At 70.0% G+C, this 14,759-nt stretch carries 12 protein-coding genes; 11 read left to right on the top strand and 1 reads right to left on the bottom strand.

The window, feature by feature from the left end:
* The first annotated feature begins 4 nt into the window (after window positions 1–4).
* The 10 genes from murD (at window position 5) to NOO62_RS11030 (ending at window position 9,936) form a co-directional block, all read left to right on the top strand.
* Window positions 5–1,420, top strand: coding sequence for a UDP-N-acetylmuramoyl-L-alanine--D-glutamate ligase (gene murD, locus NOO62_RS11075; RefSeq protein ID WP_268775566.1), 1,416 nt, complete (start codon window positions 5–7; stop codon window positions 1,418–1,420).
* 64 nt (window positions 1,421–1,484) lie between these two features.
* A complete protein-coding gene (gene ftsW, locus NOO62_RS11070; protein ID WP_414930983.1) occupies window positions 1,485–2,780 on the top strand; it encodes a putative lipid II flippase FtsW in 1,296 nt (431 codons plus the stop codon).
* A 6-nt stretch (window positions 2,781–2,786) separates the two neighbouring features.
* Window positions 2,787–3,881 (top strand): undecaprenyldiphospho-muramoylpentapeptide beta-N-acetylglucosaminyltransferase, encoded by a 1,095-nt coding sequence (gene murG / locus NOO62_RS11065; protein ID WP_268770709.1) that lies wholly within the window; start codon window positions 2,787–2,789, stop codon window positions 3,879–3,881.
* Window positions 3,882–3,895: 14 nt separating this feature from the next.
* Window positions 3,896–4,687, top strand: coding sequence for a cell division protein FtsQ/DivIB (locus NOO62_RS11060; RefSeq protein ID WP_268770708.1), 792 nt, complete (start codon window positions 3,896–3,898; stop codon window positions 4,685–4,687).
* Between the two features lie 275 nt (window positions 4,688–4,962).
* Complete coding sequence (ftsZ, locus tag NOO62_RS11055) at window positions 4,963–6,192, top strand: cell division protein FtsZ (protein ID WP_268770707.1); 1,230 nt, start codon at window positions 4,963–4,965, stop codon at window positions 6,190–6,192.
* A gap of 17 nt (window positions 6,193–6,209) precedes the next feature.
* A complete protein-coding gene (pgeF, locus tag NOO62_RS11050) occupies window positions 6,210–6,920 on the top strand; it encodes a peptidoglycan editing factor PgeF (RefSeq protein WP_268770706.1) in 711 nt (236 codons plus the stop codon).
* Window positions 6,921–6,926: 6 nt separating this feature from the next.
* Window positions 6,927–7,646, top strand: coding sequence for a YggS family pyridoxal phosphate-dependent enzyme (locus tag NOO62_RS11045; RefSeq protein WP_268770705.1), 720 nt, complete (start codon window positions 6,927–6,929; stop codon window positions 7,644–7,646).
* A 124-nt stretch (window positions 7,647–7,770) separates the two neighbouring features.
* Window positions 7,771–8,406 carry a cell division protein SepF gene (locus NOO62_RS11040; protein WP_268770704.1) on the top strand — a complete coding sequence of 212 codons (636 nt, stop codon included), beginning with the start codon at window positions 7,771–7,773 and terminating at the stop codon, window positions 8,404–8,406.
* An 80-nt stretch (window positions 8,407–8,486) separates the two neighbouring features.
* On the top strand, window positions 8,487–8,771 hold the full coding sequence (locus NOO62_RS11035; RefSeq protein ID WP_268770703.1) for a YggT family protein: 285 nt from the start codon (window positions 8,487–8,489) through the stop codon (window positions 8,769–8,771).
* 55 nt (window positions 8,772–8,826) lie between these two features.
* Window positions 8,827–9,936, top strand: coding sequence for a DivIVA domain-containing protein (locus NOO62_RS11030; protein WP_268770702.1), 1,110 nt, complete (start codon window positions 8,827–8,829; stop codon window positions 9,934–9,936).
* Between the two features lie 143 nt (window positions 9,937–10,079).
* Here the strand turns inward: NOO62_RS11030 and ileS are convergent, their stop codons facing one another.
* On the bottom strand, window positions 10,080–13,259 hold the full coding sequence (ileS, locus tag NOO62_RS11025; RefSeq protein ID WP_268770701.1) for an isoleucine--tRNA ligase: 3,180 nt from the start codon (window positions 13,257–13,259) through the stop codon (window positions 10,080–10,082).
* Window positions 13,260–13,851: 592 nt separating this feature from the next.
* Here ileS and NOO62_RS11020 point away from each other — a divergent pair.
* A complete protein-coding gene (locus tag NOO62_RS11020; RefSeq protein WP_268770700.1) occupies window positions 13,852–14,754 on the top strand; it encodes a TraR/DksA family transcriptional regulator in 903 nt (300 codons plus the stop codon).
* Window positions 14,755–14,759: the final 5 nt, after the last annotated feature.

Genomic DNA, 14,759 nt, shown 5'->3' with positions numbered 1-14,759 from the left:
CACTGTGTCCGAGTGGCAGGGCAAGAACATCACCGTCGCCGGTCTCGGCGTGAGCGGCATCAGCGCCGCCCGCGCCCTGGCCGGCCTCGGCGCGACGGTCACCGTCGTGGACGGTGGCTCCGGAGAGGCGCACCAGGAACGTGCCGCCTCCCTGGAGGGCGAGGGCATCTCCGTACGGCTCGGAGACGCACAGACGCTCCCCGCGGGCACCGACCTGGTGGTCACCTCGCCCGGCTGGAAGCCCTCCTCGCCGCTGTTCGCGGCGGCCGCGGACGCGGGCGTGGACGTCATCGGCGACGTCGAGATCGCCTGGCGCCTGCGCGGCCCCGACGCGGCACCCTGGCTCGCCATCACGGGCACCAACGGCAAGACCACGACCACCCAGATGCTCGCCTCGATCCTGACGGCGGGCGGCCTGCGCACGGCGGCCGTCGGCAACATCGGCACCCCGATCGTGGACGTGATCCTGGAGGGCGACGACGCGTACGACGTGCTCGCCGTCGAGCTCTCCTCGTACCAGCTGCACTGGGCGCCCTCGCTGCGCGCCCACTCCGCGGCGGTCCTCAACCTCGCGCCGGACCACCTGGACTGGCACGGCTCCATGGAGGCGTACAGCGCCGACAAGGGGCGTATCTACGAGGGCAACACGATCGCCTGCGTCTACAACGTCGCCGACCGGGCCACCGAGGACCTGGTCCGCGAGGCCGACGTCGAAGAGGGCTGCCGCGCCATCGGTTTCACGCTGAATGCGCCCGCGCCCTCGCAACTGGGCGTCGTGGACGGCATCCTGGTCGACCGTGCCTTCGTGCCGGACCGCCAGAAGCAGGCCCAGGAGCTCGCCGAGATCTCCGACGTCCAGCCGCCCGCGCCGCACAACATCGCCAACGCGCTGGCCGCGGCCGCCCTCGCCCGCGCCTTCGGCGTCCAGGCGACGGCCGTCCGCGACGGCCTGCGGGCCTTCCGCCCGGACGCCCACCGCATCGAGCACGTCGCCGACGTCGAGGGCGTGGCGTACGTCGACGACTCCAAGGCCACCAACACCCACGCCGCCGAGGCGTCGTTGGCGGCGTACGAGTCGATCGTCTGGATCGCGGGCGGCCTCGCCAAGGGCGCCACCTTCGACGAACTCGTCGAGAACGCGGCGAAGCGGCTGCGCGGCGCCGTCCTCATCGGCGCCGACCGCGAGCTGATCCGCGAAGCCCTCGCGCGACACGCGCCCGAGGTCCCGGTCGTCGACCTCGACCGGACCGACACTGGGGCGATGTCCGAGGCGGTACGCCGGGCGGCAGAGCTGGCCCAGCCGGGGGACACCGTGCTGATGGCTCCGGCCTGCGCGTCGATGGACATGTTCACCAACTACAACAAGCGTGGTGAAGCGTTCGCGGACGCCGTCCGCGAGCTCGGCTCCACGAGCGCCTGACCGGGCTTACCGCCCGGCGGGGCGCCGGGCACACCCTTGGGAGGGGAACGTGGCCAGGTCTTCCGTGCGGGTCGCAAGGCGACCGGCTCCGGTACGCGCCAGGGGAGCCACCCAGCCCCCGGGCGAGAGCGGGCCGAGGCGGCTCTACAACAGGGCGCGCAAGGCCTGGGACAGGCCGCTCACGGCGTACTACCTGATCTTCGGCAGCAGCCTGCTGATCACCGTGCTCGGCCTGGTGATGGTCTACTCGGCCTCGATGATCCAGGCGCTGCAGCTGAACCTGCCCGCCTCGTACTTCTTCCGCAAGCAGTTCGTGGCGGCCGTGCTCGGCACGATCCTGCTCCTGGTCGCCATGCGGATGCCGATCAAACTGCACCGGGCGCTCGCCTACCCGATCCTCGCGGTGACCGTCTTCCTGATGGCCCTCGTACAGATCCCGGGCATAGGGCGCAGCGTCAACGGCAACCAGAACTGGATCTACCTCGGCGGCCCGTTCCAGCTCCAGCCCAGCGAGTTCGGCAAGCTCGCCCTGGTCCTGTGGGGCGCCGACCTGCTCGCGCGCAAGCACGACAAGCGGCTCCTCGCCCAGTGGAAACACATGCTGGTGCCGCTCGTCCCCGTCGCCTTCATGCTGCTCGGACTCATCATGCTCGGCGGCGACATGGGCACGGCGATCATCCTCACCGCGATCCTCTTCGGCCTGCTCTGGCTCGCCGGAGCGCCCACCCGCCTCTTCGCGGGGGTGCTCAGCATCGCGGCGGTCCTCGGTGTGATCCTCATCAAGACCAGCCCCAACCGCATGGCGAGGCTCGGCTGCATCGGCGCCACGGATCCGGGCCCCGGCGACCAGTGCTGGCAGGCCGTGCACGGCATCTACGCCCTGGCCTCCGGTGGATTCTTCGGTTCCGGACTCGGCGCGAGTGTGGAAAAATGGGGTCAACTGCCTGAACCGCACACCGACTTCATCTTCGCCATCACCGGGGAGGAACTCGGCCTGGCAGGGACACTGTCGGTGCTCGCCCTGTTCGCGGCTCTAGGCTATGCGGGTATCCGCGTGGCCGGACGCACGGAGGACCCCTTCGTACGGTATGCCGCGGGAGGCGTGACCACCTGGATCACGGCGCAGGCCGTGATCAACGTCGGTGCGGTGCTCGGTCTGCTGCCGATCGCCGGTGTCCCGCTCCCGCTGTTCTCCTACGGGGGTTCGGCCCTGCTGCCGACCATGTTCGCCATCGGACTCCTCATCGCCTTCGCGCGGTCGGATCCGGCGGCGAAGGCGGCCCTGGCCATGCGGCAACCTCGGGTGAGATGGAACACGATGCGACGGCGCGTCAAGGCGCGTTCGTCCGGAGAGCGGTGAATTTCGGTGCATGTCGTACTCGCCGGCGGGGGGACCGCCGGCCACATCGAGCCCGCGCTCGCCCTCGCGGACGCCCTGCGGAGGCAGGACCCGACCGTGGGCATCACGGCCCTGGGCACGGAGCGTGGACTCGAGACCCGACTCGTACCCGAGCGGGGCTACGAACTCGCGCTGATCCCGGCCGTCCCGCTGCCGCGCAAGCCAACCCCTGAACTGATCACCGTCCCGGGGCGGCTGCGCGGCACCATCAAGGCGGCCGAGCAGATCCTGGAGCGCACCAAGGCGGACTGCGTCGTCGGCTTCGGCGGCTACGTGGCCCTGCCCGGCTACCTCGCGGCCAAGCGGACCGGGACGCCGATCGTGGTGCACGAGGCCAACGCGCGCCCCGGCCTCGCCAACAAGATCGGTTCGCGATACGCCTCCGGGGTGGCCGTCGCCACGCCCGACAGCAAGCTGCGCAACTCCCGCTACATTGGCATTCCGTTGCGGCACACCATCGCCACGCTGGACCGGGCCAGGGTCCGCCCGGAGGCGCGCGCCGCCTTCGGTCTCGACCCCAACCTGCCGACACTGCTCGTCTCCGGCGGCTCGCAGGGCGCCCGGCGGCTCAACGAGGTCGTCCAGCAGATCGCTCCGGTCCTGCAGCGCGCGGGCATCCAGATCCTGCACGCGGTCGGCCCGAAGAACGAATTGCCGCAGGTACAGCAGATGCCGGGGATGCCCCCCTACATCCCGGTACCGTACGTGGACCGGATGGACCTCGCGTACGCCGCGGCCGACATGATGCTCTGCCGCGCGGGCGCGATGACCGTGGCCGAACTCTCCGCCGTCGGGCTCCCCGCCGCCTACGTCCCGCTGCCGATCGGCAACGGCGAACAGCGGCTCAACGCCCAGCCGGTGGTCAAGGCCGGCGGCGGACTGCTGGTCGACGACGCGGAACTGACGCCCGAGTGGGTCCAGGGCAACGTCCTGCCCGTCCTCGCCGACCCGCACCGGCTGTACGAGATGTCCCGCGCGGCCTCGGAGTTCGGCCGCAGGGACGCCGACGAGCTGCTCGTCGGCATGGTGTACGAGGCGATTGCGTCACGCCGCAACGCGTGAGAAGGCAGGGGACCGTGGCCGGACCGACCACCGCCGAACGGCAGCAGAAGAAGTCCGGCCCGCCCCGCCCGCAGCGCATCCGCCGCCTCCGGCTGCCGCGTTCGCGCACTGTGATCATCATGTCGGTGCTCGCCGTGCTGTTCGGCGCCGGGGCGGTCTGGATGCTCTACGGCTCGCCATGGCTGCGTCTCGAACACGTGAAGACGTCGGGAACCCGCGTCCTGACGCCCGAAGAAGTCCGCGAGGCGGCCGACGCCCCCGTCGGGGCACCACTGATTTCGGTCGATACGGATGCGCTCGAAGACCGGCTGCGCTCAAAATTGCCCCGAATTGACTCGGTTGACGTCGTCCGCTCCTGGCCGCACGGAATCGGACTCAAAGTGACGGAACGCAAGCCGGTTCTCCTCATCGAAAAGGGCGGAAAGTTCGTCGAAGTGGACGCCAAGGGAGTGCGATTCGCCACGGTCGGACGCGCGCCGGGGGGAGTCCCGAAGCTCGAAATGCGGGTGGACCGGGACAGTGCGGCGGCCAGCCTGCGCCGCTTCGGCGCCGACCGGCTGCTGCGCGAGGCGGTCCGGGTCGCCGGTGACCTGCCCGAAGGGGTCGCCCGCGATACCCGGAACGTCAAGGTCCGTTCGTACGACTCCATCTCCCTGGAGCTGAAGGGCGGGCGCACCGTCGAGTGGGGCAGCGGCGAGAAGGGGCGTTCCAAGGCCACTACCCTCACCGCGCTCATGAAAGCGGCACCCAAGGCAGGGCACTTCGACGTGAGCGTCCCCACCGCCCCCGCATCGTCGGGCAGTTGACGCATATCGTCGCAGGCCAGCACCCTGGTTCGGCAGCGCTACGGCTGATCACATAGGGTGAAAAGAAAAACGGGAGGTTCGGCGTGTTCGTTGAACGTGCGCCACTTGTCGACTTAGTGTCCTGTTCGGAAGAGTCCAAGGAACAGACACACTGGTAACCCTAAACTTCAGCGTTAGGGTTCGGGTCGGCGTTCGGACCGTCCCATTCGGCATCAGTCGCCGTATCGCATCCATGCGAAACGGCGACACGTAACTCGAGGCGAGAGGCCTTCGACGTGGCAGCACCGCAGAACTACCTCGCAGTCATCAAAGTCATCGGTGTCGGCGGCGGTGGTGTCAATGCCATCAACCGGATGATCGAGGTCGGTCTCAAGGGCGTCGAGTTCATCGCCATCAACACCGACGCGCAAGCCCTGTTGATGAGCGACGCCGACGTCAAGCTCGACGTGGGCCGTGAACTCACCCGCGGACTCGGCGCCGGCGCCAACCCGGCCGTCGGCCGCAAGGCCGCAGAGGACCACCGCGAGGAGATCGAGGAGGTCCTCAAGGGGGCCGACATGGTCTTCGTCACCGCCGGCGAAGGCGGTGGCACCGGCACCGGCGGCGCACCCGTCGTCGCCAACATCGCGCGCTCGCTCGGCGCCCTCACCATCGGCGTGGTCACCCGGCCCTTCACCTTCGAGGGCCGCCGCCGCGCCAACCAGGCCGAGGACGGCATCGCGGAGCTGCGCGAAGAGGTCGACACCCTCATCGTCATCCCCAACGACCGGCTCCTGTCCATCTCGGACCGGCAGGTCTCCGTCCTCGACGCCTTCAAGTCGGCGGACCAGGTCCTGCTCTCCGGTGTCCAGGGCATCACCGACCTCATCACCACGCCCGGCCTGATCAACCTCGACTTCGCCGACGTCAAGTCGGTCATGTCCGAGGCCGGTTCGGCGCTCATGGGCATCGGCTCGGCCCGCGGCGACGACCGCGCGGTGGCCGCCGCCGAGATGGCGATCTCCTCGCCGCTCCTGGAGGCGTCCATCGACGGCGCCCGCGGGGTGCTGCTCTCCATCTCCGGCGGTTCGGACCTCGGCCTCTTCGAGATCAACGAAGCGGCCCAGCTGGTCAGCGAGGCCGCGCACCCCGAGGCCAACATCATCTTCGGCGCGGTCATCGACGACGCGCTCGGCGACGAGGTCAGGGTCACCGTCATCGCGGCGGGCTTCGACGGCGGCCAGCCGCCGTCGAAGCGCGACACCGTCCTCGGTTCGGCTTCATCCGGCCAGGCCAAGCGGGAAGAGCCCGCGACGCCCGCCCGCCCTGCCGAATCGTCCCGCCCGGCCTTCGGCGGCCTCGGCTCCGTCACCCCGCGCGACGAGCCCGCCGCCCCGGAGCCCGCGGAGTCGGCCGCGGTGAGCGAGGCCCCGTCCGCGCCCTCGGCCCCGCCGCAGGTTCCGCCGGCCCGTCCCTACCAGGACAGCCAGGCCGAGGAGCTGGACGTGCCGGACTTCTTGAAGTGATAAGCACGCACAGCACCGTGAGCGGCGCGCACTTCGCCTTCACCGACAGGTGGGGCGGGGTGAGCGCCGTTCCGTACGAAGAGCTCAACCTGGGCGGCGCGGTCGGGGACGACCCCGAGGCCGTGCGCACCAACCGCGCGCTCGCCGCCAAGTCCCTCGACCTCGATCCGGTCCGCGTCGTCTGGATGAACCAGGTGCACGGCCGTGATGTCGCGGTGGTCGAGGGTCCCTGGGGACCCGACGCCGACATCCCGGCCGTCGACGCGGTGGTGACCGCCCGCAGGGGCCTCGCCCTCGCGGTCCTCACCGCCGACTGCACGCCCGTCCTGCTCGCCGACCCCGTCGCCGGTGTCGCGGCCGCGGCGCACGCGGGCCGTCCCGGCATGCTGGCGGGCGTCGTTCCCGCCACCGTCGAGGCCATGGTGGAACTCGGCGCGGAGCCCGGCCGCATCGTCGCCCGCACCGGCCCCGCGGTCTGCGGGCGCTGTTACGAAGTGCCGGAGGCGATGCGCGCCGACGCCGCCGCGGTCGAACCCGCGGCGCACGCCGAGACGAGCTGGGGCACGCCCGCGGTCGACGTGACCGCCGGGGTGCACGCGCAGCTCGAGCGGCTCGGGGTGTGCGACCGGGAGCAGTCGCCGGTGTGCACCCTGGAATCCGGTGACCATTTCTCGTACCGCCGCGACCGGACCACCGGTCGTCTCGCGGGCTATGTCTGGCTGGACTGATAGGGCATGACGGAGCGAAAGTCCCAACTCGCAGCGAATCTCGCGCAGGTCGAGGAGCGCATCGCCGCGGCGTGCGCCGCGGCGATGCGCAAGCGGGAAGAAGTGACCCTGATCGTGGTCACGAAGACCTATCCCGCGAGCGATGTGCGGATTCTCTCCGAACTCGGTGTGCGGCACGTCGCGGAGAACCGTGACCAGGACGCGGCGCCGAAGGCGGCGGAGTGCGCGGACCTCCCTCTCACCTGGCACTTCGTGGGTCAGTTGCAGACCAATAAGGTCCGTTCCGTGGTCGGTTATGCCGATGTGGTGCAGTCCGTCGATCGTCCCAAGCTCGTCACAGCTCTGTCGGCGGCCGCGGTGCGCGCGGAGCGCGAGCTCGGCTGTCTGATCCAGGTCGCGCTCGACGCGGAGGAGAACGGGCGGGGCGAGCGCGGGGGCGTGGGCCCGGGCGGAATCGAAGAGTTGTCCGGCCTCGTGGCCGGGGCGCCGGGGCTGCGGCTCGACGGTCTGATGACCGTGGCGCCGCTCACCGGACCGTACGCGGGCCGGCAACAGGCGGCGTTCGAGCGGTTGATGGAATTCTCAACCCTCATGCGCGCGGCTCATCCTGCTGCGAACATGGTGTCGGCAGGGATGAGTGCGGACCTCGAACAGGCTGTTGCGGCCGGGGCGACACATGTGCGCGTCGGAACGGCGGTACTCGGAGTCCGACCCGGGCTCGGGTAACGTCGCCAAGAAGTCGGACCACAGCAGAAAATATGGTCATTCTCGCTGTTGGGCGGGGATACCTCGTGGATCGCGAGCAGTTGGTGACGACAGCCGATCCACCACAGAGCGGAGGACTCAGAGCATGGCCGGCGCGATGCGCAAGATGGCGGTCTACCTCGGCCTCGTGGAGGACGATGGGTACGACGGTCCGGGGTTCGACCCCGATGACGAGTTCGAACCCGAGCCGGAGCCCGAGCGTGACCGCAGGAGGCACGAACCGTCGCATCAGTCGCACCAGTCCCACCAGTCGCAAAGGGACGAATCGGTACGAGTGGTGCAGCCGCCCGCCCCGCGCGAGCCGGCGCCCCATTCCGCTTCGCCAGCCGCGGAATCCGGACGTCCGGCACGAATCGCCCCCGTGGCATCCATCACACCTGAACGCCAGAGCCTGGAGAAGAACGCACCGGTGATCATGCCCAAGGTCGTGTCCGAGCGGGAGCCCTACCGCATCACCACATTGCACCCCCGGACCTACAACGAGGCCCGTACCATCGGGGAACACTTCCGTGAAGGCACTCCGGTGATCATGAATCTGACGGAGATGGACGACACGGACGCGAAGCGACTTGTCGACTTTGCCGCCGGTCTGGTCTTCGGCCTGCATGGCAGCATTGAGCGAGTGACGCAGAAGGTGTTCCTGTTGTCGCCTGCTAACGTCGATGTAACGGCGGAGGACAAGGCTCGCATCGCAGAGGGCGGGTTCTTCAACCAGAGCTGAGACGCAGTGATGCAGTAGTTGCCGTAGACGCAGTACCGGAACGACGAAGTACGAGTAACAGGGGAGAGGGAACCGCGAACATGAGCGTGGTCGTGCAGGTGCTTTATGTCGCGCTGATGTGCTTCCTCATCGTGCTGATCTTCCGGCTGGTCATGGACTACGTCTTCCAGTTCGCCCGCTCATGGCAACCAGGCAAGCCGATGGTGGTCGTTCTGGAGGCCACCTACACTGTCACTGATCCACCGCTCAAGCTCCTGCGGCGGTTCATTCCGCCGCTGCGTCTCGGGGGCGTGGCGCTCGACCTGTCCTTCTTCGTACTGATGATCATCGTCTACATCCTGATCCACATCGTGAGTCAGCTGTGAGTGCGATGTCTAATACGGTCTTGCCGAATGCCGACGACTACGTTGAGGTGAAGAGATGCCGTTGACCCCCGAGGACGTGCGGAACAAACAGTTCACGACCGTCCGCCTCCGAGAAGGCTATGACGAGGACGAGGTCGATGCCTTCCTCGATGAGGTCGAAGCCGAACTGACGCGGCTCCTCCGTGAGAACGAGGACCTGCGCGCCAAGCTCGCCGCGGCCACCCGTGCCGCCGCGCAGAACCAGCAGCAGGGCGGGATGCGCAAGGGCCCCGACGGCGGCCCCGGCCCGCAGGACCAGCGCGGTCCCGGCGCCCCCGTGCCCGCCGCTATATCGGGTCCGCAGCCGGTCCCGCCGCAGCAGCAGATGGGTGGCCCCATGGGCGGCCCGCCGCAGCTGCCCGGCGGCGCTCCGCAGCTGCCCGCAGGTCCCAGTGGACACGGTCCGCAGGGCGGTCAGCAGGGTCCGGGCCCGATGGGGCAGGGTCCGATGGGCGGCCCCATGGGCGGTCCGATGGGCGGCGGTCCCATGGGCGGCCCGCAGATGCCGCAGCCCGGTCAGGGCCCCGGTGGCGACAGCGCCGCCCGTGTGCTCTCCCTTGCGCAGCAGACCGCCGACCAGGCGATCGCGGAGGCCCGTTCCGAGGCCAACAAGATCGTCGGCGAGGCCCGTTCGCGCGCCGAGGGTCTTGAGCGTGACGCCCGTGCCAAGGCCGACGCCCTGGAGCGGGACGCGCAGGAGAAGCACCGCGTCGCGATGGGCTCCCTGGAGTCCGCTCGCGCCACGCTGGAGCGCAAGGTCGAGGACCTGCGCGGCTTCGAGCGCGAGTACCGCACGCGTCTGAAGTCGTACCTGGAGTCGCAGCTGCGTCAGCTGGAGACCCAGGCCGACGACTCGCTGGCGCCCCCGCGCACTCCGGCCACCGCCTCGCTGCCGCCGTCCCCGGCGCCGTCGATGGCTCCGGCCGGTGCGGGTGCCCCGTCCTACGGCGGCAACCAGTCGATGGGCAACAACCAGCCCAACGGCGGCCCGTCCTACGGCGGCCAGCAGCAGATGTCTCCCGCGATGACCCAGCCGATGGCGCCGGTGCGGCCGCAGGGCCCCGCCCCGATGCAGCAGGCTCCGTCGCCGATGCGCGGCTTCCTCATCGACGAGGACGACAACTGACGGGCGTGACCACGCCCTAGGCGTCGGCAGCGTTCAGGGCCGGGCCCCCAGAGTTTCTGGGGGCCCGGCCCTTTTGTGTACCTCGGGAGGTGGGGTGCGCGAAAGGCCCGGCCCCATGGGGACCGGGCCTTTCGCGCGAGTGCTTACGCCTTGCGGAGGCGGAACGTCAGCTTCAGGGAGTCGTCCGTGAACGGCTCTCCGTACGTGTCGTCCGCCTCGCCCCGGGCGAAGTCGGTGGCGAGGACCTCGTCCGCGATCAGACCGGCGTGCTCGGCCAGGGCGGTGGACACCGCCTCGTCCGTCGAGGTCCAGCGCAGGGCGATCCGGTCCGCGACGTCCAGGCCGCTGTTCTTGCGGGCCTCCTGGATCATGCGGATCGCGTCGCGGGCCAGTCCTGCCCGGCGCAGTTCCTCGGTGATCTCCAGGTCAAGGGCGACCGTGGCGCCGGACTCGGACGCCACCGACCAGCCCTCGCGCGGGGTCTCCGTGATGATGACCTCGTCCGGGGCCAGCGTCACCGTCTCGCCGTCGACCTCGACGGAGGCCGTGCCCTCGCGCAGGGCGAGGGACAGCGCGGCGGCGTCCGCGTCGGCGACGGCCTTGGCGACCGCCTGGACGCCCTTGCCGAACCGCTTGCCGAGCGCCCGGAAGTTCGCCTTGGCGGTGGTGTCGACCAGTGAACCGCCGACCTCGGAGAGCGACGCCAGCGAGGAGACGTTGAGCTCCTCGGTGATCTGGGCGTGCAGCTCCGGGTTGAGGGACTCGAAGCCCGTCGCCGCGATCAGCGCGCGGGAGAGCGGCTGGCGGGTCTTGACGCCCGACTCCGCGCGCGTGGCGCGGCCGAGCTCGACGAGTCGGCGTACGAGGACCATCTGCTGGGACAGGTCCGGGTCGATGGCGGAGAGGTCCGCCTCCGGCCAGGTGGAGAGGTGCACCGACTCCGGGGCGTCGGGCGTCACCGGCACGATCAGGTCCTGCCAGACGCGCTCCGTGATGAACGGCGTCAGCGGGGCCAGCAGGCGCGTGACCGTCTCGACGACCTCGTGCAGGGTGCGCAGCGCCGCCTTGTCGCCCTGCCAGAAGCGGCGACGGGAGCGGCGGACGTACCAGTTCGAGAGGTTGTCGACGAAGACGGAAAGGAGCTTGCCCGCGCGCTGGGTGTCGTAGCTCTCCAGGGCCTGGGTGACCTGGTCGGTCAGTGCGTGCAGCTCGCTGAGCAGCCAGCGGTCCAGGAGCGGGCGGTCGGCGGGCGCCGGGTCGGCGTCGCTGGGGGCCCACTTCGACGTACGGGCGTAGAGCGCCTGGAAGGCGACCGTGTTCCAGTACGTGAGGAGGGTCTTGCGGACGACCTCCTGGATGGTGCCGTGGCCCACGCGGCGGGCCGCCCACGGGGAGCCGCCTGCCGCCATGAACCAGCGGACCGCGTCGGCGCCGTGCTGGTCCATGAGCGGGACCGGGTCCAGGGTGTTGCCCAGGTGCTTGGACATCTTGCGGCCGTCCTCGGCGAGGATGTGGCCGAGACAGACCACGTTCTCGTAGGACGACTTGTCGAAGACCAGGGTGCCGACGGCCATCAGCGTGTAGAACCAGCCGCGGGTCTGGTCGATGGCCTCCGAGATGAACTGCGCGGGGTAGCGGCTCTCGAAGAGCTCCTTGTTCTTGTGCGGGTAGCCCCACTGCGCGAACGGCATCGAGCCCGAGTCGTACCAGGCGTCGATGACCTCCGGCACGCGCGTGGCCGTCGCTCCGCAGCCCTCCTGCGGGCAGGCGAAGGTGACCGCGTCGATGTACGGGCGGTGCGGGTCGAGGCCCGACTGGTCGGTGCCCGTCAGGTCGGAGAGCTCGGCGCGCGAGCCGACGCAGGTGAGGTGGTCCTCCTCGCAGCGCCAGATGGGCAGCGGGGTGCCCCAGTAGCGGTTGCGGGACAGGGCCCAGTCGACGTTGTTGGTCAGCCAGTCGCCGAAGCGGCCGTGCTTGACCGACTCCGGGAACCAGTTGGTCTTCTCGTTCTCCTGGAGGAGGCGGTCCTTGATGGCCGTGGTGCGGATGTACCAGGACGGCTGCGCGTAGTAGAGCAGGGCCGTGTGGCAGCGCCAGCAGTGCGGATAGCTGTGCTCGTAGGCGATGTGCTTGAAGAGCAGGCCGCGGTCGTCGAGGTCCTTGGTCAGGCTTTCGTCGGCCTTCTTGAAGAAGACGCCGCCTACGAGCGGGATGTCCTCCTCGAAGGTGCCGTCCGGGCGGACCGGGTTCACGACCGGCAGGCCGTACGCACGGCAGACCTTGAGGTCGTCCTCACCGAAGGCGGGGGACTGGTGGACGAGGCCGGTGCCGTCCTCGGTCGTGACGTAGTCGGCGTTCACGACGTAGTGCGCCGGGGCCGGGCTGTGCCCATTGGTCCCCTCGCCGGCGCTCGGGAACTCTACGAGCTCGAAGGGACGTTGGTAGTTCCAGCGTTCCATCTCGGCGCCGGTGAAGGTCTCGCCGGTGGTCTCCCATCCCTCGCCGAGGGCCTTCTCGACGAGCGGCTGGGCGACGACCAGCTTCTCCTTGCCGTCCGTCGCGACGACGTACGTGACGTCGGGGTGCGCGGCGACAGCGGTGTTGGAGACGAGGGTCCACGGGGTCGTCGTCCAGACCAGGAGGGCGGCCTCGCCCGCGAGAGGACCGGAGGTGAGGGGGAAACGGACGTAGACGGAAGGGTCGACGACCGTCTCGTAGCCCTGCGCGAGCTCGTGGTCCGAGAGGCCCGTGCCGCAGCGCGGGCACCAGGGGGCGACACGGTGGTCCTGGACGAGGAGGTCCTTGTTGAAGATCTCCTTCAGCGACCACCAGACCGAGTCGACGTACTCGGGGTTCATGGTGCGGTACGCGTCGTCGAGGTCGACCCAGTACCCCATGCGGGTCGTGAGCTCGGCGAAGGCGTCGGTGTGCCGGGTCACGGACTCGCGGCACTTGGCGTTGAACTCGGCGATGCCGTACGCCTCGATATCCTTCTTGCCGTTGAACCCGAGTTCCTTCTCGACCGCGAGCTCCACGGGGAGGCCGTGGCAGTCCCAGCCGGCCTTGCGGGCCACGTGGTAGCCCCGCATCGTGCGGAAGCGCGGGAAGACGTCCTTGAAGACGCGGGCCTCGATGTGGTGGGCGCCCGGCATGCCGTTGGCGGTGGGCGGGCCTTCGTAGAACACCCACTCGGGGCGGCCCTCGGACTGCTCGAGGCTCCGGGCGAAGATCTTCTGCTCGCGCCAGAAGTCGAGCACGGCGTGCTCGAGGGCGGGCAGGTCGACCTGGGCGGGCACCTGACGGTACTGCGGCGGCGTATTCAACGAGTCCTCCGGCGGATGTGCTGCCTTCCGTCGGAGGGACGAGAGCCGTGTGCGCCTGGTGCGGCGCGCTCCCGCGGTACCACCCTCCTTGGCCCTCCGGCGCGGGGTTCGCACCGGTGAGCCCCCTCATTGGGGTCGCGATACCGGGTCTACTGGCCTCGGCTGTGGCGCTTCGGCGTTCTTCCGGCGGCTCCGGGGTGATCTTCACGTCGCGCCGGCCCCCGGGCTCTCACCGTCCCCGGGTCGCTCATGGCTGCGTACGCCGCTACTCGTCCCCATCCACGCTTCTCGCTGCCGTCCAGTGTACGGCGCGCGGGGAGGGTACTCCGACCGGTTTTCCGGGAGTCCCGGGGCGGGTGGGGGAGGAGGCCTCGGCTGACCCGAATGGCGACATGCGGGGCGAGCGGTTCCGGGCGTGTCCTGTCCCGCGGATTACCCGCCGGGGAGTTGGGCACAACGCTTGCAGACTCGCCTCGCGGCACCCGTGGGGCGGGGGATCGGGCGGCGTGCCCCGTTGCCGCGGGCCTGGAGTCGATTTATCGTCCCAGCACGATTCGCGAGCAAGATCACAATATGTGAAGGGGCCGCGGCCATGGTGGCGAAGAAGACCGCCGTACAGCAGTCGGCGTCCGGCAGATCCACCCCCGCGGCCGCGGGGACGGCCAAGGATGTGAGCGGCAAGAAGACGGCGGCGAAGAAGGCACCGACCACGACGTCGACCGCGGCGAAGGCCCCGGCGGGTGGGTCCGCGGCCAAGAAGGCCGTCGGCAAGAAGACGGCGGCCAAGAAGACGGCGGCCAAGAAGGTGGCGGCCGAGAAAACCGCTGCCAAGAAGACCGCCGTCGAGGCGGATGCTTCCGGTACCGAGGGCGAAGCCGCCCCGGTGAAGAAAGCGGCCGCCAAGAAGAGCACCGCCAGGAAGAGCACCGCCAAGAAGAGCACGGCCAAGAAGACGGCCGCGTCCGCGGCCGAGGGTGCGGCTGAGGCCGCGGAGACGACGGGAGCCACGACGGTGGTTGCGAAGAAGACTCCGGGCACGGCGACAGCAGCGAAGCAGCCGACGGCGGTGCCCAAGGCGCGCGCCGCCGCCGCGGAGCCCGGTGAGCTCGCGGTCCGGCCCGGGGAGGACCCCTGGACCCCGGCAGAGGTCGCCGAGGCCCGCACGGAGCTGCAGAGCGAGGTGCTGCGGCTCGGCAGCGAGATCGCGTCCTCCGAGGACGCCCTTGCGGGGCTGATGCGGGACTCCGGGGACGGAGCGGGCGACGACGACGCGGACACCGGCACGAAGAACATCACGCGGGAGCACGAGATGGCGCTCGCCGCCAACGCGCGCGAGATGCTCCTGCAGACCGAGCGCGCCCTGGAGCGCCTCGACGCGGGGACGTACGGCCTCTGCGAGAACTGCGGCAACGCGATCGGCAAGGCACGGATGCAGGCCTTCCCGCGCGCGACGCTGTGCGTGGAGTGCAAGCAGAAGCAGGAACGGCGCTACTGAGCACG

This window comes from Streptomyces sp. Je 1-369 (genome assembly GCF_026810505.1).
Lineage (GTDB): Bacteria > Actinomycetota > Actinomycetes > Streptomycetales > Streptomycetaceae > Streptomyces.
This window is presented reverse-complemented; position numbering and strand designations above follow the sequence as displayed.

What these genes read in the sequence shown, in the direction of transcription:
- NOO62_RS11020 (WP_268770700.1), top strand. Translation starts at nt 13,852, where the DNA reads ATGGTGGCGAAGAAGACCGCCGTACAGCAGTCGGCGTCCGGCAGATCC.
- NOO62_RS11040 (WP_268770704.1), top strand. Translation starts at nt 7,771, where the DNA reads ATGGCCGGCGCGATGCGCAAGATGGCGGTCTACCTCGGCCTCGTGGAG.
- NOO62_RS11035 (WP_268770703.1), top strand. Translation starts at nt 8,487, where the DNA reads ATGAGCGTGGTCGTGCAGGTGCTTTATGTCGCGCTGATGTGCTTCCTC.
- NOO62_RS11045 (WP_268770705.1), top strand. Translation starts at nt 6,927, where the DNA reads ATGACGGAGCGAAAGTCCCAACTCGCAGCGAATCTCGCGCAGGTCGAG.
- NOO62_RS11030 (WP_268770702.1), top strand. Translation starts at nt 8,827, where the DNA reads ATGCCGTTGACCCCCGAGGACGTGCGGAACAAACAGTTCACGACCGTC.